Source organism: Actinomadura sp. NPDC048394, from assembly GCF_040651755.1.
Taxonomy (GTDB): domain Bacteria; phylum Actinomycetota; class Actinomycetes; order Streptosporangiales; family Streptosporangiaceae; genus Spirillospora; species Spirillospora montaniterrae.
On sequence record NZ_JBEZJL010000008.1, the window covers coordinates 153240 to 175674 of the forward strand.

A 22435-nucleotide genomic window follows, 5' to 3' on the forward strand; every position below is an offset into this window, starting at 1 on the left:
CGTGAGCCTGCTGACGGTGGTGAGGGGCGGCCCGAACCGGTGGTTCGCGTGGCTGGACCAGCCCGGCGACCAGGGCACCTTCTACGTCAAGGCGCTGCTGTGGACGCCGCGCGCGCTGCACCGCTACCGCAAGGAGGTGCAGCGGCTGCTGTCGGAGGTCGCGTTCGGCAGCGGCGGCCTCGGCGTGATCGGCGGCACGATCGGCGTGATGGTCGCGATGACCCTCGCGACCGGCGTCGTCGTCGGCATGCAGGGCTACTCGGCGCTCCAGCAGATCGGGACGTCGGCGTTCACCGGGTTCGCGTCCGCCTACATCAACACGCGGGAGATCGCGCCGGTCGTGTCGGGCCTCGCGCTGTCGGCGACGGTCGGCGCCGGGTTCACCGCGCAGCTCGGCGCGATGCGGATCAGCGACGAGGTGGACGCCCTGGAGGTGATGGGCATCCCGAGCCTGCCGTACCTCGTGACGACCCGGATCATCGCGGGCGCGGTCGCGATCGTCCCGCTGTACGCGGTCGGGCTGCTGTGCGCGTACCTCGCGTCCCGCGAGGTCACCGTGAAGGTGAACGGGCAGTCCGCGGGCACCTACGACCACTACTTCGGGCTGTTCCTGTCGCCGACGGACGTGGTGCTGTCGTTCCTGAAGGTGCTGGTCTTCAGCGTCCTCGTGATCCTGTCGCACTGCTACTACGGCTACCGCGCGGCCGGCGGCCCCGCGGGGGTGGGGAAGGCCGTCGGCCGCGCGGTCCGGACCTCGATCGTGCTGATCAGCGTGAGCGACTTCTTCTTCAGCCTCGCGGTCTGGGGCACCAACACGACGGTGAAGGTGGCCGGATGAACGCCCGGCGCGAGGCCCGGATGCGCAAGCGGGCGGGCGGCGAGGCGGTCGCCGGGCGGCGGCTCGCCGGGGTCGCGTTCCTGCTGGTGCCGGCGCTGCTGGTCTGGCTGTCGATCGCGATCTACGACAAGGCGTTCACCAAGGTCAGCTGGGTGACGCTCAAGACGGCGAGCGCCGGCAGCGAGATGCACCCGCACGCGGACGTGAAGCTGCGCGGCGTCGTCGTCGGCGAGGTGCGGACGGTGTCGTCCGACGGCGGCGTCGCGACGCTGAGGCTGGCGATCCAGCCGGACAAGGTGCGGCTGCTGCCGCGCAACGTCTCGGCGCAGCTGCTGCCGACGACGCTGTTCGGGCAGCGGTTCGTCGCGCTGATCCCGCCCGCGCAGCCGAGCCCGGCGCGGCTCACCGCGGGCAGCACCATCAGCCAGGACCGCTCGTCCAACGCGATCGAGCTCCAGCGGGTGATGGACAACCTGTACCCGCTGCTCACCGCCGTCCAGCCGGCGCAGCTGTCGGCGACGCTGACCGCGGTGTCGCAGGCGCTGAGCGGGCGCGGCGAGCAACTCGGCAGGACGCTGGTGGAGCTCGACGCCTACCTCAAGAAGATCAACCCGAGCCTGCCCGCGCTGAACCGGGACATCCGGGAGCTCGTCGCCGTCAGCAACGACTACAGCGAGGCGGCGCCCGACATCCTCCAGGCGCTCAACGACTTCAGCTACACGACCCGCTCGATCGTCCAGCAGAAGGACGACCTGAGCCGGCTGTACGCGACCGTCACCGGAGCCTCGCAGGACATGTCGGACTTCCTGCACGAGAACTCGGCGAACTTCATCGCGCTCGCCGCCGACAGCCGCGCCTCCCTGCAGGTGCTCCAGAAGTACTCGCCCGAGATGCCCTGCACGCTGCGGATGCTGAACGACTTCATCCCGCTGATGGACAGGGTCCTCGGCAAGGGGACGAAGCGGCCCGGCCTGCACGTGGACGTGACGACCGTCCAGAACAAGGGCCGCTACGTCCCCGGCAAGGACACGCCCCGCTACACCGACAAGAGCGGCCCGCACTGCTACCCGGCCGGCGCCACCGTGAGGTCGGCGCCGCCGAACGCGGCCACCCCGGTCGCCGTCGCGCCAGGCGCGCTCGGCCTGCCGAACTCCCCGGAGGAGAACCGCCTGGTCAACGAGCTGCTGGCACCCGGCCTCCAGGAGGTCCCCGAGGACCTGCCCGACTGGAGCAGCGTGCTCCTCGGGCCCGTCTACCGCGGCACGGAGGTGCGGATCCGATGAACCGGAGAGGGCTGCTCGGCCCGCTGTGGAAGTCGCTCGCGTTCGTCGTCGTGACGGTCGTGGCGACCGGGATGCTGGCGCTCACCATCGCGCAGACCGGCGGCGGGGGCTCCGTCACCTACCGGGCGCGGTTCACCGACGCGTCCGGGCTGCGCGACGGCGACAGCGTGCGGATCGCCGGCGTCCAGGTCGGGCGGGTCGGCGGGATCCGGGTCGCCGGGCGCCGCCAGGCGCTCGTCACCTTCAAGGTCGACCGCGGGCACCGGCTGCCCGCCTCGTCCACCGCGACGATCAAGTACCTGAACCTGATCGGCCAGCGGTACCTCGAAATCGGCCGCGGTACCGGCGACGCCGGCGTCCTGAACCCCGGCGCGACGATCCCCGTCGAGCGGACGGCCCCCGCACTGAACCTGACGCAGCTGTTCAACGGCTTCCAGCCGCTGTTCCAGGCGCTGTCGCCGAAGGACGTCAACCAGCTCGCCGGATCGATCGTCCAGGTGCTCCAGGGCGAGGGCGGCACGGTCGAGGACCTGCTGTCCACGGTCGGGTCGCTGACCAGCAGCATCGCCGACAAGGACCAGGTGATCGGGCAGGTCATCGACAACCTCAACGCCGTCCTCGACACGATCAACGGGCGCGGTGACAACCTGTCGAACCTCATCACGACGCTCCGGCGGCTCGTGTCCGGCCTCGCCGGAGACCGGACGTCCATCGGGAACGCGATCAGCGCCCTCGACGACCTCGCCGGCGCCACCACCGACCTCCTCCAGGAGGGCCGCGCCCCGCTCAAGCAGGACATCGCGCAGCTCGGGCGGCTGTCCACCAACCTCAACGACGACTCCCCGACCGTCGAGAAGTTCCTGCGGACGCTGCCGGTGAAGATGGCGGCGATCGGCCGGATCGGCTCGTACGGGTCGTGGATGAACTTCTACATGTGCGAGGCGTCCGTGACCGGGGTGACCTACCAGCAGTACCCGGGCGAGACCCACCCGGCGCCGACCGGCGTGCACTCGGACGCGGCGAGGTGCGGATCATGAGGCGGCCGCGGCTGAAGCCGGTCCGGGAGCGCAACCCGGTCCTCGTCGCGATCGTGTCGATCGCGCTGCTCGTCGCCGCCGGGCTCGCCGCGTTCAACGCCAAGGACCTGCCGCTGATCGGCGGCGGCACCACCTACCGGGCCGACTTCGGCGAGGCCGCCGGGCTGCGGCCGGGCAACGAGGTCCGCGTCGCCGGCGTCAAGGTCGGCGAGGTCACCGGGGTCCGGCTGGACGGCGCGAAGGTCGCGGTGACGTTCCGGGTGAAGCGGACGTGGGTCGGCGACGCCAGCACCGTCGCGATCGCGATCAAGACGCTGCTCGGCGACAAGTACCTCGCCGTCGACCCGCTCGGCCCGCACCGCCAGGACCCCGGACGGACGATCCCGCTGACCCGCACCACGTCCCCCTACGACGTGACGCAGGCGTTCCAGGACCTCGCCACGACGACCGGGCAACTCGACTCCGTCAAGCTCGCGCAGAGCCTCGACGCGATCTCCGGCGCGTTCGCGCACACCGCGCCGAGCGTCCGGCAGGCGCTGAGCGGCGTGTCCGCGCTCTCGAAGACGATCTCATCGCGGGACGCGCAGCTGTCCCGGCTGCTGGCGAACACCCGGCAGATCACCGGCACGGTCTCCGGCCAGACCGAGGACGTCCAGGCGCTGCTGCGCGACGGGAACCTGCTGCTGGACGAGATCGGCCGGCGCCGCGAGGCGATCCACGGGCTGCTCGTCGGGACGCAGTCGCTCTCGCAGCAGATCAGCGGGCTCGTCGACGACAACCAGAAGCAGCTCGACCCGACGCTGCGCTCGCTCGGCCGCGTCACCGACCTGCTGCAGAGGAACCAGGACAGCCTCGACCGGGCGCTGAGGACCGCCGGCCCGTACACGCGGCTGCTCGGCAACTCCATGGGCAACGGCCGCTGGCTCGACGGGTACCTGTGCGGGCTCGTCCCGAAGGACTACGCGCCCAAGACGACACCGGAGAAGGGCTGCATGCCGCCCAGGAAGGGCGGGCACTGATGCTGCGCAAACTCGCCGGGCCGGCGTCGCTCGTCGCCGCCGGGCTCGCCGTCATCGCCGCCGCGACCGTCGCGTTCCTCGTCCTGCGGCCCCCGGCCGGGACCCGGATCACCGTCTACTTCCACGACGCCGTCGGCGTCTACAAGGGCTCCGACGTGCGGATCCTCGGCGTGAAGGCCGGCACGGTGAACTCCGTCCGGGCCGAGGGCACGCAGGTGAGGGCCGTGCTGACGGTCGACCACGGGATCGACGTGCCGGCCGGCGCGAACGTCGTCGCGATCGCGCCGAGCCTCGTCGCGGACCGGTACGTCCAGCTGACGCCCGCCTACACCGGCGGCCCGAAGATGGCGACCGGCGCGACGATCCCCGTCGAACGGACCGCGACGCCCGTCGAGCTCGACCAGATCTACGCCAGCATCACCAAGCTGTCGAAGGAGCTCGGGCCGGGCGGCGTGAACAAGGACGGCGCGCTGTCCCGCGTCCTCGGCACCGGCGCCGAGAACCTCCAGGGCAACGGCCAGGACATCCGCACCACGACCGAGCGGATGGCGCAGGCCGCCAAGACCCTGTCCGGCTCGCAGAAGGACCTGTTCGCGACGATCTCGAACCTGTCGACGTTCACCTCGATGCTGAAGACGAACGACGGGCAGGTCCGGCAGGCCGAGCAGCAGCTCGCCGACGTGACCGGGTTCCTCGCCGACGACCGGGACGAGCTCGACGCGGCGCTCAAGGCGCTCGCCGCCGCGCTCGCCAAGGTGAAGGTGTTCATCCACGATAACCGCGAGCAGATCAGCACGAACGTGCAGAAGCTCGCGAAGATCACGCAGCTGCTGGTGGACCAGCGCCGGTCCCTCGCCGAGGCGCTCGACGACCTGCCGCTCGCCGTCACCAACGTCCTCAACGCCTACGACCCGAAGAGCCGGACGCTGATGGGCCGCGGCGACCTCGCCGAGATGAGCCTGCCGCTGCCCGCCGCCGGACGCGCCGCGCCCGCCGCCGCGCCCGGTGCCGGCTCGCCGAAGGGAGCGCCATGACCAGGGCGAACGCCCGGCGGGCGAGGACGGCGGCGCTGCTCGCCGCGCTCGCCGCGACGACGCTCGGCGGCTGCGGCCCGGCCGGGTTCGGCGGCGTCCAGGACCTGCCGCTGCCCGGCGGCGCCGACCTCGGCGACCACCCGTACACGGTGAAGGCGGAGTTCGCGAACGTGCTGAACCTCGTCCCGCAGTCCGCGGTGAAGGTCAACGACGTCGCCGTCGGCCGGGTGGTGAAGGTGGCGCTGCCGCCCGGCGGCTGGACCGCCGAGGTCACCATGAAGATCAACGGCGATGTGCGGCTGCCCGCGGACGCGTCCGCGCAGCTGCAGCAGTCGAGCCTGCTGGGCGAGAAGTTCGTCCAGCTCAGCGCCGCACCCGCGAGCACCGGACTCCCGGGGGGCGCCGCCGCGCCGGGCGGTGCCGCGCCGGGCGGGCCCGCGCCGTCCGCGAGCACGGGAAGGCTCGCGGACGGTGCGGTGATCCCGGTGTCGCGCACCAACCGGAACCCAGAGGTCGAGGAGGTGTTCGGCGCGCTGTCGATGCTGCTCAACGGCGGCGGGATCGCGCAGCTGCGCACCATCACCACCGAGATGAACAAGGCCCTCGACGGCAACGAGCCGCAGATCCGGTCGCTGCTGGAGCAGGCGCGCAGGCTCGTCGGCGACCTCGACGCCAACAAGCAGGGCATCACCGACGCGCTGGACGGCATCAACCGGCTGTCGGGCACCCTGCGCGCGCGCCAAGGGCAGATAGGCGTCGCTCTCGACGACATCGAGCCTGGCCTGAAGGTGCTGGAGGAGCAGCGCGGCGCGCTCGTCCGGATGCTGAACTCGCTGAACGACCTTTCGGGCGTCGCCGTCACGACCGTCAAGCGGAGCCAGGCGGACCTCGTCGCCGACCTCAAGGCGCTCGAACCGACCCTGCGCAAGCTGTCGGACGCCGGGCACGACCTGCCGAACGCGCTGCAGGTCCTGCTCACCTACCCGTTCACCGACGCCGTCCTGCCCGCGGTCAAGGGCGACTACCTCAACGTGTATCTCCAGGTCACCGCGCAGCCGGGGACCCAGATCGTCCCGCCGGTGACGCCGCTGCCGAGCAGCGGCGACGGCACGCCCGCGGGCGGCCCGGCGGGGCAGGGGGGCTGACCGGATGCTGACCATCGGCACCAGGATCAAGAACATCGTCTTCCTGATCGTCGGCGCGCTCGCGATCTGCTACGTCGGCCTGAACTACGCCGACCTCGGCGGATACGTCGGGCTGAAGGACTACTACGTCGTCAAGGTCGACCTGCCCGAGGCGGGCGGCCTCGCGAAGAACGCCGACGTCACCTACCGGGGCACCTCGATCGGCCGCGTCGGCGGCCTCGACCTCACCGGCGACGGCGTCATCGCCGACCTGCGGATCCGCAAGTCGGCGCCCAAGGTGCCGCGCGACACCCAGGCCGTCGTCGCCAACCGCTCCGCGATCGGCGAGCAGTACATCGACCTGCGGCCCCGCACCGGCACCGGCCCGTACCTCGCCGCGGGCTCGGTCATCCCGCGCTCCTCCGCCACCACCCCGGCGCCCGTCACCGACCTGCTGACCAGCGTGAACGACCTCGCCGCGTCCGTCCCGACCGGGTCGCTGCGGACGGTCGTCGCCGAGCTCGGCCGGGCGTTCGCCGGCGAGGGCCCGAACCTCCAGGTCCTGCTGGACAACAGCCACACCCTCACCGAGGCCGCCGACCGGAACATCGCGCCGACCCGCTCCCTGATCGGCGACAGCCAGACCGTCCTGAACACCCAGGACGAGGAATCGGGCGCCCTGAAGGCGTTCGGGCGCAACGCCCGGCTGCTGTCGCAGCAGCTCCGCGCCTCCGACCCCGCGTTCCGCAAGCTCGTCACCACCGCGCCCGGCGCCGCCGGCGAGTTCCAGGGCCTCGTCCGCGACCTCGACCCGTCGATGAGCGTCCTCGTCGCGAACCTCCTCACCACCTCCCGCGTCCTGCAGCCCCGCACGGACGGCCTCGAACAGCTCCTCGCCAAGCTCCCCGACGCGGTGTCCATGGGCCTGACCGTCGCGCACGACGGCCGCCTCAGGTTCGGGATGGTCAACACGTTCTTCAACCCGCTGCCCTGCACGTCCGGATACGGCGGGACGCGGTACCGCAACGGGCTCGACACGTCCCCCGGCCCCGCCCTCAACACCGCGGCCCGCTGCACGGCGCCCGCGTCCAGCGGGGTCAACGTGCGCGGATCGGCCAACGCCCCGCACCCGCCCGTCCCGGCCGCCGTCCGCCCCGGCTCCGTCCTCGGCGGTGCTTCCGCCGCGCCGGCGAACCCGGCCCTGCCGGGCGCGCTCGCGCTGCCCGGCGTAGCGCCCGGGCCGTCCGGGATGAGCGCCCTGCTCGGCCTGAACGGAGGGCACTGATGGCCGCCACCCTGAAGGCCGAACCCCGGCCCCGCCCCCGCCCCAAGCGCCGCCCCCTGCTCGCCGGGTGGGGCCTCATCGGCTGGGCCGCGATCCTCGCCGCCGCCGCCTTCCTCGGCTGGACGGCCTTCACCCTCTTCCCGGCCGGCGGCGACCGCGCGAGCGGCCCCGAACGCGAACGCGACCTCGTCCTGCGCAGCAGCAGCCGCGAGATCGCCGCGCTCAACACCATGGACCGGTCCGACCCGTCCGCCGGGCTCAAGGCGTGGCTCGACGCGTCCACCGGCCCGCTGCACGACCAGCTCCAGCGCGACGAGCCCGCGAACCGCGCGAAGATCGGCGCGTCCCGGACCAGCGCGTCCGCGACCGTCACCGGCGCCGCCGTCACCTCGCTCGACACCGCCGGCGGCAAGGCCCAGGTCATCGCGTCCGTGCAGGTCACCCTCACCCCGCAGGGCGGCGCGCCCACCCTGCAGCGCAAGCGCTTCGAGGCCGGCGCCGTCCGCACCGCGGCCGGCTGGAAGCTCGAATCGCTCACCTCGATCCCGGCCGGTGCCCGATGAACCGCCTCCTCGGCCTCTACAAGCCGCTCGGGGTCGCGCTCGGGCTCGTCCTGGCCGCTCTCCTGCTGCACCCCATCGCCGGACGGCTCCGCGATGACGGCAGCCCGCACGACCGCGCCGTCCTCGACGGCGTCGCCACCACCGACGTCACCGGCGACGTGTCCACCGCGCTCAGCCGCATCTTCAGCTACACGCCCGGCGACGTGGACGCCGCCCGGCGCGCCGCGTCCGACGTGCTCACCGGGTCCGCCGCCGCGCAGTACACGAAGCTCTTCGGCCAGGTCGCGCGGCAGGCGCCCGCCCAGCGCGTCACGCTCACCACCCGCGTCACCCGCGCCGGCGTCATCTCGCTCGTCGGCGACACCGCGCGGCTGCTGGTCTTCCTCGACCAGACCGCCACCCGCGCAGGAAAGCCCGACGGGACGCCCGCCGCCGCCCAGCTCACCGTCACCGCGCACCGCGACGACGGCCACTGGCGCATCACCGAGCTGAAGTCCGCGTGACCCGGAGGCCCGCCATGCCGGAATCCGACAGCCTGCAGAGCACGGACACCGTGCGGAGGACGGCGGCGTGCCTCGCCGTCCTCGCCGCCCTCTTCGCCGCCTGGGCCGGCTGGAACTGGTACACCGCCGCCCACGACGGCGCCTACGCCTACTCCCGCACCCGCGACGACGTCCTGCAGAGCGCCGAGCAGGGCGTCCAGAACCTCAACACCCTCGACTACCGCACCGTCGACGCCGGGCTGAAGACCTGGCTCGACTCCACCACCGGCGACCTCCACCGGCAGATCGCCCAGGACCGCGCCGGGTTCACCGACCGGGTCCGCAAGGCCCGCACCGTCACCACCGCCAGGATCCTCGACGCGGCGGTCTCCGAACTGGACGAGCGCTCCGGCAAGGCGAGCGTGCTCGTCGCCGTCGAGACCACCGTCACCCCGCCCGGCGGCGCCCCCGTCACCAAGCAGAACCGCCTCGAAGGCCGCCTCGCCCGCACCGCCGGCGGCTGGCGGCTCAGCGACCTCGGCCAGGCCCCGACGGGCACGACGTGAGAGGACGGCCCGCCATGGCCGCGCACACCACCCCCATCCTCGGCGGCGCCCGCTGGAAGGCCGCCGCCGCCTCGCCCGCCGTCCTCGGCCTGCTCGCCGTGCTGCTCGCCGCGTCCGGGATCTGGATGTACCGGCAGGCCCGCGACGTCCGCGCCGACCCGGCCGCCCGGAACGCCGCCCTCACCGACAGCGCCGCCACCAGCGAGGTCAAGGGCGCCGCCGCCGACATGGTCGGCCGGCTGTTCTCCTACACCTACACCGACCCCGGCCGCACCGACGCCGCCGCCCGCACCTGCCTCACCGGCGCCGCCGTCCGCCAGTACGCCGCGCTGATGGGCCGCGTCCGCGCCGACGCGCCCCGGCAGCGGACCGTCCTCAGCACCAAGGTCACCGACAGCGCCGTCATCACCCTCCGCGACGGCCGCGCCCGCCTGCTCGTCTACGCCGACCAGCAGACGACCCGCGTCGCCGACGGCAAGAGCACCACGTCCCCCGCCATGCTCGCCGTCACCGCCGTCCGCCATTCCCGCCAATGGCGGATCACGAGCATTGACACGTTCCAGAATCGGTGACCGCGATCCGCGCGATGGCTCCGGCGCGCATTCCTGTTTATCGTCGGTGTGTCCGGGGGGACGGTTCCGCGCGAAGAGGAGGCCCGGCGGGGATGAGCGGCGAACGGCCGGCGGTGGGCATGGACGTCACGCGTCCCAGCCCCGCGCGCATCTATGACTGGTTACTCGGCGGCAAGGACAATTTCGAGGCCGACCGCGAGGCCGGCGCGAGGCTGCTGGAGGCGCAGCCGCTCGCGGGGATGATGGCCCGCGCGAACCGGGGCTTCCTGGAACGCGGCGTCCGCGCCCTCGCCGAGGCGGGCGTCCGCCGGTTCCTCGACCTCGGCACCGGCCTGCCGACCTCGCCCAACGTCCATGAGATCGCCCTGGCGGCCGATCCGGGCGCGCGCGTCGTCTACGTCGACAACGATCCGCTCGTGGCCGCCCACAACGCCGCGCTGCGCGCCAAGCCGGCCGGGGTCGCCGCGGTCCACGCCGACATCCGCGACCCGGACGCGGTGCTCGCCCTTCCCGAGGTCGCCGAGCTGTTCGAACCCGGTGAGCCGGTCGCCGTGCTGATGCTCGCGGTCCTGCACTTCCTCCCCGACGAGGACGACCCGCACGCCGTCGTGGCCGCCTACCGCGACCGCATCGCCCCCGGCGGGTACCTCGCCGTCTCGACGCCGAGCACCGAGGGCTACACCGGCGCCGAGCTCGCCGAGATCACCGACCCCTACCGGACGGCGACGGCGGGCGTCACCATCCGGACCCGGGAGTCCATCGAGGCGTTCTTCGGCGACTGGCCGCTGCTGCCGCCCGGGCTCGTCGAGGCGTCCCGGTGGCGGGTCGACGGGCCCGAGCTGCGCGGGAAGATGCTCGCCGGCATCGCCCGGAGACCCTGATCCGGCCCGGCGCGAAGGAAATGGTCCGTCCGGGACGGGCCCGGGCGACGATTTCACCGGTCATTCGGAAAATGCGAAACGCGCTCGTCACCGGGCCCGCGCTTTTGTCAGTCGACTCCATGAAAGTGCCCCCAACGGTTTATTCCAGCGACAATCGGAATCGGGCCGCGATCCGCGATCCTGGGAGCGCCGCCGACCGGCGGGCCTGGGACAGGGGGATCGACGCGTGGTGCGAACGGGATTGGACGTGCGGCCCTTCGAGGCCGTCCCGGCATGGGTGGCCGAACGGCTGCGGCCGCAGGTGGACCGGGCGGCCGACGAGGTCCTGAACGAGTTGCGGCGCGGCGACCCGCCGCTCGGCGACGAGGAGGCCGGGCGGGCGCGCGCCGGGATCGCCGCGGGGATCCGGCACTTCTGCGACCTGGTCGAGGACCCCGGCGCCGGGTGGGAGCGGGTGGCGGCGTTCTACCTGCGGGTCGGCCGGCACCTCGCCCGCGACGGCCGCGACCCGGTCGAGGTGCAGCAGGCGCTGCGCCGGTCCGCGCTCGCGGCGTGGCGGACGCTCGCGGCCGTGCCGGGCGGCCTCGACCTCGACCTCGGCGCGCTCAGCCTCGTCGTCGACGCCCAGTTCTGCTACATGGACGCGGTCGCGGAGGTGATCGCCGCCGGGTACGCCGCGGAGGTGGCGGCCCGCGCGGACGGCGCGGACGGCGGCGAGCTGCGCGCCGCCGAGCGGCGGCGCCGCGCCCGGCTGCTGCACCTGCTGCTCGCCGACCCGCCGGCCGACGAGGCGCGGGTCGCCGCGCTCGCCGCGGAGGCCCGCTGGCCGCTGCCCGCGACCGTCGCGGCCGCGGTCGCCCGGCAGCGCCGCGAGCACGGCGCCCGGACGCCCGCCCCGGCCGCCGACGGGCTGCTCTGCGACTTCGCGGCGCCGGAGCCGTGCCTGCTCATCCCCGACCCGGACGGCCCCGGCCGCCCCCGCCTCCCCGACGCGCTGCTCCGCGACTGGGCGGTGGCGGTCGGGCCGGCGGTGCCGCTCGCGCGGGCGGCCGACTCGCTGCGGTGGGCGCGCGAGACCCTGTCCCTCGCGGCGCGCGGGGTGATCCCGGACGGCGGGCTGATCCGCAGCGCCGAGCACGTCCCCGCGCTGGTGATCGCGCGGGCGGGCGAGCTGATCGACGACGCCGCCGCGACCCGGCTCGCGCCGCTCAGCGCCGTCCCCCCGGCCCGCCGGGAACGGCTCGCGGAGACGCTGCTCGCCCTGCTGGAGCACAACTTCAACGCCGCGGACGCGAGCCGCCGGCTGCGCGTCCACCCGCAGACCGTCCGGTACCGGCTGCGGCATCTGCAGGACCTGTTCGGCGACGACCTCCGGGACCCGCGGCGCTGCCTGGAGATGGAGCTGATCCTGCACGCCCGGCTCGTCAACCGCGGCGCCGCACGCTGACGCACCGTTCTTTGTAACCCCGGTGACAAAAAGGCCGCCGAATCGTTGCGCCCCGTGCATGGTGCGCGACGGAGAGCGCCGCAATAGTCGGGGACCCCATGCACGGCCCGTCCAGTGAGGTGATGCTCCCATGTCCGGTGACGCGTACGACTTCGACGTGATCGTCGTCGGGTCCGGGTTCGGCGGCAGCGTGTCGGCGCTGCGGCTGGCGGAGAAGGGGTACCGGGTCGCCGTGCTGGAGGCGGGCCGCCGCTTCGACGAGAGGACGCTGCCGAAGACGTCGTGGCGATTGCGGAAGTACGTGTGGGCGCCGCGGCTCGGGATGCGCGGCATCCAGCGCATCCACCTCGTCGGCGGCAAGGCCGGCGTGCTGGTCCTCGCCGGCGCCGGCGTCGGCGGGGGCTCGCTGGTGTACGCCAACACCCTGTACGTCCCGCCGGAGCCGTTCTTCAAGGACCGGCAGTGGGGCCACATCACCGACTGGCAGGACGAGCTGAAACCGTTCTACGACCAGGCGCGGAAGATGCTCGGCGTCACCGTCAACCCGCTCGTCACCCCGGCGGACGAGGCGATGAAGCGCGTCGCCGACCGGATGGGCGTCGGCGACACCTACCATCCGACGCCCGTCGGCGTGTACTTCGGCGACAAGCCCGGCGAGGACCACGACGACCCGTACTTCGGCGGCGCCGGCCCCCGCCGCACGACCTGCACCGCGTGCGGCTCCTGCATGATCGGCTGCCGGGTCGGCGCGAAGAACATGCTCACCAAGAACTACCTGTACCTGGCCGAGCAGGCCGGCGTGAAGGTGCTGGCCGACACGACCGTCACCGCGGTGACGCCCCGGGACGGCGGCGGCTACACGGTCGACGTCGAGCGCACCGGGCCGCTGCTGAAGCGCCGCCGGGCGCTGACCGCCGAGCACGTCGTGTTCGCCGCCGGCACCTACGGCACGCAGCGGCTCCTGCACCGGATGCGCGCCGCCGGCCGCCTCCCGCACCTGTCGCCGCGCCTCGGCGAGCTGACCCGCACCAACTCCGAGGCGCTCCTCGGCGTCGAGCGGATGACGGTGTGGCACCGCAAGAAGGACGTCGACCACAGCACCGGCCTCGCCATCACCTCCTCGTTCCACCCCGACGACAAGACCCACATCGAGCCGACCCGCTACGGCGCCGGCAACAACCTGATGGGCTTCATCCGGACGCTGCTCGTCGACGGCGGCGGCGCGCCGCGCTGGCTGAAGTTCCTCGGCCAGGCCGCCCGGCACCCGACGATCATCCTGCGCGGCCTGTCGCTGAAGGACTGGGCGAAGCGGACCGTGATCGCGCTCGTCATGCAGACCGCCGACAACTCGATCACCGTCACCGAGAAGCGCGGCCTGCTCGGGCGCCGCCGGCTGTCCGCCGGGCTCGGCGAGGGCGAACCGAACCCGACGTGGATCCCGGTCGCGCACAAGGCCGTCCGGATGCTCGCCGAGGAGCTCGACGCCACCGCCGGCGGGACCTGGTTCGACCTGTTCAACATCCCGACGACCGCGCACTTCATCGGCGGCTGCGTCATCGGCGAGACGCCCGAGACCGGCGTCGTCGACCCCTACCACCGCGTCCACGGCCACCCCGGCCTGCACATCGTGGACGGCTCCGCGGTCACCGCGAACCTCGGCGTCAACCCGTCCCTCACCATCACGGCGCAGGCGGAGCGGGCGATGGCGTTCTGGCCGAACCGCGGCGAGAAGGACCCGCGCCCCGAGCCCGGCGCCCCCTACCAGCGCGTCGAGCGCGTCGCGCCCCGCTCCCCGGCCGTCCCCGAGCACGCCCCGGCGGCCCTCCCGATCGTCTGACACCGCACCTCAAAAGCGGCCGCGCCGGTCCCAGCGGGATCGGCGCGGCCGTTGACGTACGAGGTCGGGTCAGGAGGTCAGGGCGGTGGTGGTGACAGGCTTGCCGAGGACGCTGCCCTGCGCCCACTTGGTGAACGGCAGCTGCCAGTAGCCCCAGCCGTTCGTCCACTGCAGCTGGCGCTTGGTGCCGGTGATCGTGACCAGGTCGCCGCGGTACGACCAGCCGAAGAACCACTGCGCGTCGCCCGCGGGGGAGCGGACGCAGCCGTGGCTGCAGTTGCGGTTCCCGAGGCAGGTCGGGTCGTCCATGTTCTGGTGGATGTACTCGCCGCTGTTGGAGATCCGGGTCGCGAACGGGACCTTCTCGTCGTACCAGCCCGGGTCGCCCTTCTTCTTGCCCGGCGGGCGCATCCGCTCCAGGCGGCTGTGGTCCATGGTCAGGTGGACGCCGCTGGTGGTGAGCAGGTGGTCGACGCCGTCGGACTGGACGTCGCCGCCCGCGCCGAGGCTGACCCCCCAGGTGCGGACCGTCCGGCCGTTCTTCTTCACGACCAGCTTGTCGGTCTTGGCGTTGACCTGGACGGTGTGCGAGTCACCGATCTTGAACTTGCGGGTCACGTCCTTCGCGCCGTACACGCTGTCGCCGATCTTCAGCCCGGCGTAGTGGACGGTGACCGACACCCGCTGGTGCGGCGCCCACGGGTGCTTCGGCCGGAACACCAGCGACGGCAGGCCGTTGAACGACTCGCCCGGCGCCAGCCACCGCCACGCGCCCTCGGTCGGCTTGGTCGAGGAGATCTCGATGCTCTTCTCGATGGCGGCGCGCGCCTTGGTGGGGACGGTCTTGTTGAACTGGATGAACACCGGCATCCCGGTGCCGACCGTCTCGTTCGGGCTCGGCACCACGTTGTTGATCACGGTGGCGGCCGTCGCCCTGCTCGCCCGGAACGCGCTCGTGGCCGTGGTGGCCTTGCCCTTGGCGGACGTCGCGGTCGCCGACACCTGGTAGCTGCCGCCCGGCTGCAGCGTCCACGTCGAGTGCCACTGCGTCTTGTCGGCCGACAGCGTGCCGGGCACCTCGGCGCCCTTCAGCTTCACCGACACCTGCCCGAGCGTGCCGCCGGACGACGTCACCGTCACGCCCTCGTCCGGACGCGCCTTCGCGGCTCCGTTCGCCGGGGTGATCGTCACCTTGGGGGCGCCGTCGTCACCGCCCGCGGCCGTCGTCCCGCCCGCGCCGCCGCCGCTGCTGCCACCGCACGCCGTCGCCAGCCCGAGGACCAGAGCGACCACCGCAAACGACTTCCCTCGCACCGTTCTCCCTCATCCAGCCCACCCGAACCAGGCGGAGCGCGGACCCCGCCACGCGATCGCTGACGAACGGCCCTGTGGTCCCGGCCCGCACCAGGGGGGACGGCCGGTTTTCACGCCCGATCACATGTGACGTCCATCGTGCCCCGAAGGTTCGCATCGTGTGGGGGGTTCTTCGCATCTTTCGCCCCTGGCGCCCCAAGGGTTCCCGGCCGCCGGGCGGGCGGGCCGGCGGGCGCCGCCACCGGGGAGGGCGCCGGGGAGGGCGCGGCGGGGCCGGCGGCGGGGCGGGGGAACGCATGTCATTGCTCGCAATCGGCGCGGGGACGGGCGAAAAGGAAATGTGTCGTCGGCGTCGCCGATATGAAAATGCAAAGGGCCGGCCGGGGTGTGCGCGCTTGGCGTTTCTTGGCGAAAGCGATGGCCGGCGATGGGATCGTCGCCGCAGGTCAGATGGGTAGCCCCCGGACAGTGTCGATCTTCTATTCAAGACTGCGGTGGCCTTCGTTAAAAGCGACGATCACCGCCGGAGCCTGCTGCGATGCTGGATCGTGGCCGCTCGCGGACCCCATGTTCGGCGGCGGGGAACGCGCGCGGCGCCGCGGCACCGCGGGCCCGGCGGAGCCACCTGCCGGTGAGGTTCTGTCAGCGAAGGGACGCGCGAGATGAGAGCCCAGGGGCTGAGCACCTCCATCGACTCCAGCGCGTCCGCCGGATCCGGGACGCCGCCCCCCGTCCTGCCGCCCCTCCCGCCGCGCCGCCGGCGCGCCCCTGCCCCGCTCGCCGTGCTGTACCCCGCCTGCCTCGCCGTCGCGGACGGCTGGGCGATGGCCGCCGCCGTCGCCGTCGCGCGCGGCGCCGGACCGGACGGGGCGCTGCCCGCCGCCGCGGCCGCCGCCCTCGTCGCGCTGAACGCTTCGGGCGGCCTGTACCGGGTGCGGCGCAGCCCGTCGCTGCTGGCGGACGTCCGCCCGGTGCTGGTCCGGGCGCTGGTGGTCGCGGCGCTGGCCGCCGCGCTGCTGCCCGTGCTGACCCCGGGCACGGCGCCCTCATGGGCCGGGACGGCCGCGTGGCTGCTGATCGCGTCCGTCGCCGGCGTGCTGTCGCTGACGGCGCGCGCGTTCGGCAACGCCGCGGCCCGCACCTACCGCTGCCGCCGGTCCCGCGCCCGCACCGCCCTCGTCGTCGGGACGGGCGCGACGAGCGACCACGTCATCGACATCCTCTGCACGCGCGGGGAGTTCGGGCTCGCGCCGGTCGGGCTCGTCGCCGCCGGCGGCCCGGACACCGCGTCCGGCCTGCCCGTCCTCGGCGACACCGCCGACCTGCCCGGGCTCGTCGAGGAGCACGGCGCCGACACCGTGGTGATCGTCGCCGAGGACGTCCACCCCGGCCGGCTCGACGCCGTGCTGCGCATCTGCTTCGCGCTGCCATGCGAGACGCTGCTCGTCCAGCCGCCGTCGGACGTCGTGCCGGTCGCGCCCGCGCGGCGCGAGTACCTCGCCGGGCTGCCGTGCGCGCGCGTCGACTGGCGGCTGCGCGGCGCCGCGGCGCGGTTCGCCAAGCGCGCCCTCGACCTGGCCGTCGGCGCCGCCGCGCTGGTGGCGGCGGCGCCGGTGCTCGCCGCGTGCGCCGTCGCGGTCCGGCTGGAGGGCGGGCCCGGCGTGCTGTTCCGGCAGCGCCGGATCGGCCGCGGCGGCGAGGAGTTCGTCCTGCTGAAGTTCCGCACCCTCAAGCCCGCGGACGAGCAGGAGTCCGACACCCGCTGGACCGTCGAGGGCGACCACCGGATGGGGCCCGTCGGCCGGTTCCTGCGCCGCACGTCCCTGGACGAGCTGCCGCAGCTGTGGAACGTCGTCCGCGGCGACATGAGCCTCGTCGGGCCGCGCCCGGAGCGCCCGCACTTCGTGGAGCAGTTCTCCCGGACGTGCCCCGGCTACATGCTGCGGCACCGCGTCCCTGTCGGCATGACGGGCTGGGCGCAGGTGCACGGCTTCCGCGGCGACACCTCCATCGAGCTGCGCGCCCGCCTCGACAACCACTACATCGACCACTGGACGTTCGGGTCCGACGTGCGCATCCTCCTGCTGACGGTGCGGGCGATGCTGTGCCGGGATGCCGCATGACCGAGCGAAGCGAGGGCTTGCGGCTGTCTTTGTCGGGGGGTGTGGGGGGTCGCCCCCCACAGGCTGCGCGCATGACCGAGCGAAGCGAGGGCTTGCGGCTGCCTTTGCCGGGGGGTGTGGGGGGTCGCCCCCCACAGGCTGCGCGCATGACGGCTGCTGTTCTTTGGGGCGGTCGGGGGGCGTGGGCGTCGCGTCGTGCGCTCGCCGGCCTCCTCGCCCGGCCGAGCTGGCTGGTCGCGGCGACCGTCGCGTGCGTCGGCGTCCCGTCCGGCGGGAGCGGCGGGCCGGCCGGGGACGGCGCCGGGGTGCAGGTCACCGCCGGCGACTGCGCGAGCGCCCTCATGGTCGCGGCGGCCGCGGTGCTGGTCGCCCGCGGACGGATCGCGATGCCGCGCCGCGCGCTCTGGGCGTTCGCGCCGCTCGCCGCGACGCTCGGCGTGACGACCGTCGCGTCCCCCGACATCGCGTCCAGCCTGTCCGGGTTCGTGCGGGACATGCAGATCTTCGTGCTGGTGCCGCTCGCCGTCGTGCTCCTCGTCCGGGACCGCCGCGACCTCGGCATCGTGTTCGGGTCGGTGCTCGGCCTCGGGCTCGGCGAGGCGCTGTACGGGATCTGGCAGGCGCTCACCGGGGCGGGCGCGTCGATCGGCGGCGCGAACGTCCGGGCGGTCGGCACGTTCGGCGCCGTCGACGTCATGGCGATGTCGCTCGTCGTCGGGTTCGCGTTCCTCGTGCTGACGGCGTTCGCGCTGGTCGCACCCCGGCATGGGGCCGCCGCGGTGCCGGTCGCGCTCGCCGGGCTCGGCGTGCTGGCGCTCGCGCTGCTTCTCGCGCTCAGCCGGGGCAGCTGGATCGCGCTCGCCGCCGCCGTCGGGCTGATGCTGCTGGCCTTCGACCGGTGGCTCGCCCTGAAGGCGGCGGTGTGCTGCGCCGCGCTCGGGCTCGTCGCGTTCGGGCTGCTCGGCGGCGGCGGGGAGATCGTGCAGCGGTACGCGTCGATCGCCGGTTCGGTGAGCGCGCCGGACCAGTCCGTCAGCGACCGCTACAACCTGTGGGCCGCCGCCGGGCGGATCTGGACCGACCACCCCGTCACCGGCGTCGGCGTGAAGAACTTCCCCGCCTACCGCGACACCTACGCGGGCATCGAGCTGTCGTCCGGCAGCGAGACCGACGACCCCGTCAACGGCTACCAGCGGCAGCCGCTGCTGTCGCCGCACGACGAGTACCTGCTGATCCTGTCCGAGCAGGGCGCGCTCGGCCTCGCCGGGTTCGCCGCGCTGCTCGGCGCGGTCGTCTGGGGGCTGTGGACGCGCCGCGACGCGCGCGACCCGTTCTGGCTCATCGGCGCCGCGTTCACGGCGTTCCTGCTGGTCAACTTCCTGTACGCGGACATGGGCGGGCCGACGTGCGTCCTCACCGGGGTCCTCCTCGGCGCCGCCGCCTGCCGCGCCTTCGGCCTCCGCCGGCACCCCGGCCCCGGCCCCGGGCTCGTGAGCGGGGAGCACGGGTGACGGCGCAGGACGCGGTCCCCGGCGCGGCGCGGGACGCGGTGCCCGGCGGGTCGGTCGGGCGGGCCGCCGCGCTGTCGGGCGTGCTCATCGCCGGCGGCACCGGCCTCGGGTTCCTCCGCGACCTCGTCATGGCGCACCGGTTCGGCGCGAGCGGCGCCACCGACGCGTTCCTCGTCGCCTGGACGATCCCCGAGACCGTGTCGCCGCTGCTCATCGAGGACGCCATGGCGCTGCTCATGGTCCCGGTCGTCACCCGGCTGCTCGCCGGGGGCGGCGGCCTGCGCGCCCTCACCGCGACGACCCTGCCCCGCATCGTCCTCGGCCTCACCGCCGTCACGCTGACGCTCGGCATCGCCGCCCCCATCGTCGTCGAGGTCCTCGCGCCGGGGCTGTCCGAGCCGGGGCCCGCGATCCGGTGCGTCCGGCTGACCGCCCTCACCGTCGTCACGTTCGGCGTCGCCGGGTTCATGAGCGCGACGCTGCGCGCCCACCACCGCTTCGGCCCGCCCGCCGCGATCTACCTCGCCTACAACATCGGGATCCTCGCGCTGATCGCCGGGTTCGCCGGGCTCGTCGGCATCATGAGCGCCGCGATCGGCGTCGCCTGCGGCAGCGTCCTCATGGTCGCCGTGCAGCTGCCCGCGTTCGTCCGCTGCCTGCGCGCGGACGCCGCGCCCCGCGTCGGCCGCGCCGAGCTGCGGCTCGGCCTCGCCGCCGTCGCGCCCGTCGTCGTCTACACCGTCACCCGCCAGGCGCAGGTGTTCGTCGAGCGGTTCATCGGCTCCGGCCTCGCCGCCGGGTCGATCTCGCACCTCAACTACGCGCAGAAGGTCGCGCAGGTCCCGATGGTGCTGTCGCTGCTGATCGTCACCGTGACGTTCCCGCGCCTCGCCCGCGCGTCGGCGGACGGCGACCTCGGCGGCGTCGCCCGCCGCATCCGGCAGGACCTCGTCATCGCCGGCGGCCTCGTGCTGAGCGCGTCGGCGTTCCTCGTCGCGTTCGCGCCCGACATCATCCGGGTGCTGTTCCAGCACGGCGAGTTCACCGCCGCCGACACCCGCGACACCGCCGCCACCCTGCGCGTCTACGCGCTCGGGCTGTGGGGCCAGTCGACCGTCGGGCTCGCCGCCCGCGCGTTCTTCGCGCAGAAGCGCCCGCCGTGGCGGCCCGCCGCCGTCCTCGCCGGCGGCCTCGCCGTCACCGCCGCCGTCTGCGCCGCGTTCGCCGCCCTCGCCGGGACGGTCGCGCTCGCCGCAGCCGACGCCGCCGGCATCACCCTCGCCGCCGTCCTGCTGCTCGCCGGGCTGCGCGCGCGCGTCGCACCGATCCCGCTGGGACGCGTCGCCGCAGACCTCGCCCGGCTCACCGTCCTCGCGTCCCTCGCCGCCGCGGCGGCCCTGCTGGCCATCGCGCCGCTGGGCGCGGCGCCCGCGATCGTCCGGCTCGCCGCCGGCGGCCTCGCCACCGCCGCCGCGTTCGCCGCCCTGATCGTCCTGGCGGGACGCGACCTCATCGCGCCATGGACCATCCCATGGCCCTCATGGAGGCCCGGCGCGCTCGCCCGCCGCGGCCGCACACCTTCCGGGGGAACCAGTGACCCAGCCGACCGAACCGGCGCCGGAGGCGGCGCCGACGACCAGCCCGGCGCCGAGCGCGCGCCCCGCGCGGCCTCCGCAGGAGGTCGAGCCGCCGCCGATGGTACTGATGTACCACTCGATCGATCACTACGATGACGACCCGCACCTGGTGACCGTCTCGCCGCCCCGATTCGAGCGGCAGATGGCCTGGCTGCGCGCGCGCGGCCTGCGCGGCGTCGGGATGGCCGAGCTGCTCGCCGAGCACGCCGGCGGACGCGCCCGCGGCCTCGTCGGCCTCACCTTCGACGACGGCTACGCCGACTTCGCCACCCGCGCCCTGCCCGTCCTCGTCCGGTACGGGTTCGGCGCCACCGTCTTCGCCGTGTCCGGGCGGGTCGGCTCGTACAACGCCTGGGACGACGGCCCCCGCAAGCCGCTCATGACCGCCGAGCAGCTGCGCACCGTCGCCGACACCGGCATGGAGGTCGCCTCGCACGGCCGCCACCACGTCCCGCTGCCCGACGTCGACGACACCGAGCTGCGCGAGGAGCTCGAGGAGAGCCGCGCCGACCTCGAGGACATCACCGGCCGGCAGGTCACCGGCTTCGCCTACCCGTACGGGCGCGCCGGCGCCCGCGAGATCGACGCGGTCCGCGCCGCCGGGTACGACTACGCCTGCCACATCCGCCCCGACGAGCCGTCCCGGCACGCGCTCGGCCGTGCCTACATCGGCGAGCGCGACGGGAGCCTGCGGCTGCGCGCGAAGCTCGTCCGGCACCAGATGCTGTGGCGGAGCCGCATGTGACCCGCGTCCTGCACGTCATCACCGGACTGGAGCACGGCGGCGCCGAGCACCAGCTCGCGCTGCTCCTGCGCCACCTGCCCGCGGAATGCGAGGTGGCGACGCTGACGCACGCGGGCGTGCTGGGGGAGCGGATCCGGAGCGGCGGCGTGCCCGTCCACGAGCTCGGCATGCGCGGGAACCGGGACCTCGGCGCGCTGCCGCGGCTCGTCCGGCTGATCCGCGAAGGCCGGTACGGCGTCGTCCACACGCACCTCTACCGCGCCTGCGTCTACGGCCGCATCGCCGCGCGCCTCGCCGGGACGCCCCGCATCATCGCCACGGAGCACTCCCTCGGCGACGGGCACATCGAGGGACGCCGCACCACCCGCGGCGTGCAGGCCCTCTACCGGGCGACCGAACGGCTCGGCTCCATGACGGTCGCGGTGTCGCCGACGGTCGCGGCGCGGCTGCGGGCCTGGGGCGTCCCGTCCGGCCGCATCACGGTCATCCCCAACGGGATCGACGCCGCCGCGTTCGCCTTCGATCCGTTGCGGCGCGCCGAGACGCGTCGCCGCCTCGGCATCCCGATGGACGCGCACGTCGCCGGGACCGTCGGCCGCCTCGTCCCGACCAAGCGGATCGACCTGCTCATCGGCGCCGCCGCCCGGACGCCCGGCCTCCGGCTGCTCATCGCGGGCGACGGCCCCGAGCGCGCGCGGCTCGAACGGCTCGCCGCGGCGCTCGGCGTCGCCGGCCGCACCTCCTTCACCGGCGGGACCGACGACGTGGCGTCCGTCCTCGCCGCGATGGACGTGTACGCCGCACCGTCCGCGCAGGAGACGTTCGGCCTCGGCGTCCTGGAGGCGCTCGCCGCCGGGCTCCCCGCCGTCCACACCGCCTGCCCCGCCCTCGACGACCTCCCCCGCGACGACGCACCGCACGCCCTCCGCCTGCCCGCCGCCGCCGGGCCGGACGCCTGGAGCGCCGCCCTCGCGCGCCGCGCCGGACGCGTCCCGGTGCCGCCGGCCGTCGGCCGCTACGCCATCGCGGAGCAGGCCGCGAGACTCGCCCGCCTCTACACCGGCGGCGCGCCGAGCACCGGGCGGACGCGGCCCGCCCGCGAATCCATCCCGACCTGACGGCATGAGAGAAGGGTCA

20 protein-coding genes are annotated in these 22435 nt (G+C 74.1%); 19 read left to right on the forward strand and 1 reads right to left on the reverse strand.

What is annotated here, in order from left to right; translation table 11 throughout:
• Position 1 precedes the first annotated feature (1 nt).
• The 14 genes from AB0C78_RS07695 (at position 2) to AB0C78_RS07760 (ending at position 13968) form a co-directional block, all read left to right on the forward strand.
• Complete coding sequence (locus AB0C78_RS07695) at positions 2–838, forward strand: ABC transporter permease (protein WP_151545729.1); 837 nt, start codon at positions 2–4, stop codon at positions 836–838.
• Positions 835–2121, forward strand: coding sequence for an MCE family protein (locus tag AB0C78_RS07700; RefSeq protein WP_360743260.1), 1287 nt, complete (start codon positions 835–837; stop codon positions 2119–2121). The genes AB0C78_RS07695 and AB0C78_RS07700 overlap by 4 nt, the downstream gene beginning before the upstream one ends.
• Positions 2118–3158 carry an MCE family protein gene (locus AB0C78_RS07705; protein WP_360743263.1) on the forward strand — a complete coding sequence of 347 codons (1041 nt, stop codon included), beginning with the start codon at positions 2118–2120 and terminating at the stop codon, positions 3156–3158. Before AB0C78_RS07700 ends, AB0C78_RS07705 begins: the two co-directional genes overlap by 4 nt.
• Positions 3155–4177 carry an MCE family protein gene (locus AB0C78_RS07710; RefSeq protein ID WP_360743266.1) on the forward strand — a complete coding sequence of 341 codons (1023 nt, stop codon included), beginning with the start codon at positions 3155–3157 and terminating at the stop codon, positions 4175–4177. Before AB0C78_RS07705 ends, AB0C78_RS07710 begins: the two co-directional genes overlap by 4 nt.
• On the forward strand, positions 4177–5211 hold the full coding sequence (locus AB0C78_RS07715; protein WP_360743269.1) for an MCE family protein: 1035 nt from the start codon (positions 4177–4179) through the stop codon (positions 5209–5211). The genes AB0C78_RS07710 and AB0C78_RS07715 overlap by 1 nt, the downstream gene beginning before the upstream one ends.
• Positions 5208–6356, forward strand: coding sequence for an MlaD family protein (locus AB0C78_RS07720; RefSeq protein ID WP_360743272.1), 1149 nt, complete (start codon positions 5208–5210; stop codon positions 6354–6356). The genes AB0C78_RS07715 and AB0C78_RS07720 overlap by 4 nt, the downstream gene beginning before the upstream one ends.
• A gap of 4 nt (positions 6357–6360) precedes the next feature.
• Positions 6361–7620, forward strand: coding sequence for an MlaD family protein (locus tag AB0C78_RS07725; protein ID WP_360743275.1), 1260 nt, complete (start codon positions 6361–6363; stop codon positions 7618–7620).
• A complete protein-coding gene (locus tag AB0C78_RS07730) occupies positions 7620–8183 on the forward strand; it encodes a hypothetical protein (protein ID WP_360743278.1) in 564 nt (187 codons plus the stop codon). The genes AB0C78_RS07725 and AB0C78_RS07730 overlap by 1 nt, the downstream gene beginning before the upstream one ends.
• A complete protein-coding gene (locus tag AB0C78_RS07735) occupies positions 8180–8686 on the forward strand; it encodes a hypothetical protein (protein ID WP_360743281.1) in 507 nt (168 codons plus the stop codon). The genes AB0C78_RS07730 and AB0C78_RS07735 overlap by 4 nt, the downstream gene beginning before the upstream one ends.
• 14 nt (positions 8687–8700) lie before the next feature.
• Positions 8701–9231, forward strand: coding sequence for a hypothetical protein (locus AB0C78_RS07740; protein WP_360743284.1), 531 nt, complete (start codon positions 8701–8703; stop codon positions 9229–9231).
• Between the two features lie 14 nt (positions 9232–9245).
• Complete coding sequence (locus AB0C78_RS07745; RefSeq protein WP_360743287.1) at positions 9246–9803, forward strand: hypothetical protein; 558 nt, start codon at positions 9246–9248, stop codon at positions 9801–9803.
• Between the two features lie 92 nt (positions 9804–9895).
• Entirely contained in the window at positions 9896–10684 is a 789-nt protein-coding gene (locus AB0C78_RS07750; RefSeq protein WP_360743290.1) for an SAM-dependent methyltransferase, read from the forward strand.
• A gap of 226 nt (positions 10685–10910) precedes the next feature.
• Complete coding sequence (locus tag AB0C78_RS07755) at positions 10911–12131, forward strand: helix-turn-helix domain-containing protein (RefSeq protein ID WP_360743293.1); 1221 nt, start codon at positions 10911–10913, stop codon at positions 12129–12131.
• Positions 12132–12261: 130 nt separating this feature from the next.
• Positions 12262–13968: a GMC family oxidoreductase gene (locus AB0C78_RS07760; protein WP_360743296.1), complete on the forward strand. Its 1707-nt coding sequence runs from the start codon at positions 12262–12264 to the stop codon at positions 13966–13968.
• Between the two features lie 69 nt (positions 13969–14037).
• Here AB0C78_RS07760 and AB0C78_RS07765 read toward each other — a convergent pair whose 3' ends face one another.
• Positions 14038–15261 carry an Ig-like domain-containing protein gene (locus tag AB0C78_RS07765; RefSeq protein ID WP_360743299.1) on the reverse strand — a complete coding sequence of 408 codons (1224 nt, stop codon included), beginning with the start codon at positions 15259–15261 and terminating at the stop codon, positions 14038–14040.
• A 683-nt stretch (positions 15262–15944) separates the two neighbouring features.
• Between AB0C78_RS07765 and AB0C78_RS07770 the strand changes: the two genes are divergently transcribed.
• The 5 genes from AB0C78_RS07770 to AB0C78_RS07790 all read left to right on the forward strand — a co-directional run bounded on the left by AB0C78_RS07770 (position 15945) and on the right by AB0C78_RS07790 (position 22416).
• A complete protein-coding gene (locus tag AB0C78_RS07770; protein WP_360743302.1) occupies positions 15945–17405 on the forward strand; it encodes an exopolysaccharide biosynthesis polyprenyl glycosylphosphotransferase in 1461 nt (486 codons plus the stop codon).
• A 146-nt stretch (positions 17406–17551) separates the two neighbouring features.
• Positions 17552–18916: an O-antigen ligase family protein gene (locus AB0C78_RS07775; protein ID WP_360743305.1), complete on the forward strand. Its 1365-nt coding sequence runs from the start codon at positions 17552–17554 to the stop codon at positions 18914–18916.
• Positions 18913–20649 carry a lipid II flippase MurJ gene (locus tag AB0C78_RS07780; RefSeq protein ID WP_360743308.1) on the forward strand — a complete coding sequence of 579 codons (1737 nt, stop codon included), beginning with the start codon at positions 18913–18915 and terminating at the stop codon, positions 20647–20649. The genes AB0C78_RS07775 and AB0C78_RS07780 overlap by 4 nt, the downstream gene beginning before the upstream one ends.
• The gene (locus tag AB0C78_RS07785; RefSeq protein ID WP_360743311.1) at positions 20621–21298 is read left to right on the forward strand and encodes a polysaccharide deacetylase family protein; all 678 of its coding nucleotides are present in this window, start codon (positions 20621–20623) and stop codon (positions 21296–21298) included. Before AB0C78_RS07780 ends, AB0C78_RS07785 begins: the two co-directional genes overlap by 29 nt.
• Entirely contained in the window at positions 21295–22416 is a 1122-nt protein-coding gene (locus AB0C78_RS07790; protein WP_360743314.1) for a glycosyltransferase, read from the forward strand. Before AB0C78_RS07785 ends, AB0C78_RS07790 begins: the two co-directional genes overlap by 4 nt.
• Positions 22417–22435: the final 19 nt, after the last annotated feature.

What these genes read in the sequence shown, in the direction of transcription:
- AB0C78_RS07785 (WP_360743311.1), top strand. Translation starts at nt 20,621, where the DNA reads ATGTACCACTCGATCGATCACTACGATGACGACCCGCACCTGGTGACC.
- AB0C78_RS07705 (WP_360743263.1), top strand. Translation starts at nt 2,118, where the DNA reads ATGAACCGGAGAGGGCTGCTCGGCCCGCTGTGGAAGTCGCTCGCGTTC.
- AB0C78_RS07745 (WP_360743287.1), top strand. Translation starts at nt 9,246, where the DNA reads ATGGCCGCGCACACCACCCCCATCCTCGGCGGCGCCCGCTGGAAGGCC.
- AB0C78_RS07735 (WP_360743281.1), top strand. Translation starts at nt 8,180, where the DNA reads ATGAACCGCCTCCTCGGCCTCTACAAGCCGCTCGGGGTCGCGCTCGGG.
- AB0C78_RS07740 (WP_360743284.1), top strand. Translation starts at nt 8,701, where the DNA reads ATGCCGGAATCCGACAGCCTGCAGAGCACGGACACCGTGCGGAGGACG.
- AB0C78_RS07715 (WP_360743269.1), top strand. Translation starts at nt 4,177, where the DNA reads ATGCTGCGCAAACTCGCCGGGCCGGCGTCGCTCGTCGCCGCCGGGCTC.
- AB0C78_RS07710 (WP_360743266.1), top strand. Translation starts at nt 3,155, where the DNA reads ATGAGGCGGCCGCGGCTGAAGCCGGTCCGGGAGCGCAACCCGGTCCTC.
- AB0C78_RS07720 (WP_360743272.1), top strand. Translation starts at nt 5,208, where the DNA reads ATGACCAGGGCGAACGCCCGGCGGGCGAGGACGGCGGCGCTGCTCGCC.
- AB0C78_RS07700 (WP_360743260.1), top strand. Translation starts at nt 835, where the DNA reads ATGAACGCCCGGCGCGAGGCCCGGATGCGCAAGCGGGCGGGCGGCGAG.
- AB0C78_RS07730 (WP_360743278.1), top strand. Translation starts at nt 7,620, where the DNA reads ATGGCCGCCACCCTGAAGGCCGAACCCCGGCCCCGCCCCCGCCCCAAG.
- AB0C78_RS07750 (WP_360743290.1), top strand. Translation starts at nt 9,896, where the DNA reads ATGAGCGGCGAACGGCCGGCGGTGGGCATGGACGTCACGCGTCCCAGC.
- AB0C78_RS07770 (WP_360743302.1), top strand. Translation starts at nt 15,945, where the DNA reads ATGAGAGCCCAGGGGCTGAGCACCTCCATCGACTCCAGCGCGTCCGCC.
- AB0C78_RS07760 (WP_360743296.1), top strand. Translation starts at nt 12,262, where the DNA reads ATGTCCGGTGACGCGTACGACTTCGACGTGATCGTCGTCGGGTCCGGG.
- AB0C78_RS07775 (WP_360743305.1), top strand. Translation starts at nt 17,552, where the DNA reads ATGACGGCTGCTGTTCTTTGGGGCGGTCGGGGGGCGTGGGCGTCGCGT.
- AB0C78_RS07725 (WP_360743275.1), top strand. Translation starts at nt 6,361, where the DNA reads ATGCTGACCATCGGCACCAGGATCAAGAACATCGTCTTCCTGATCGTC.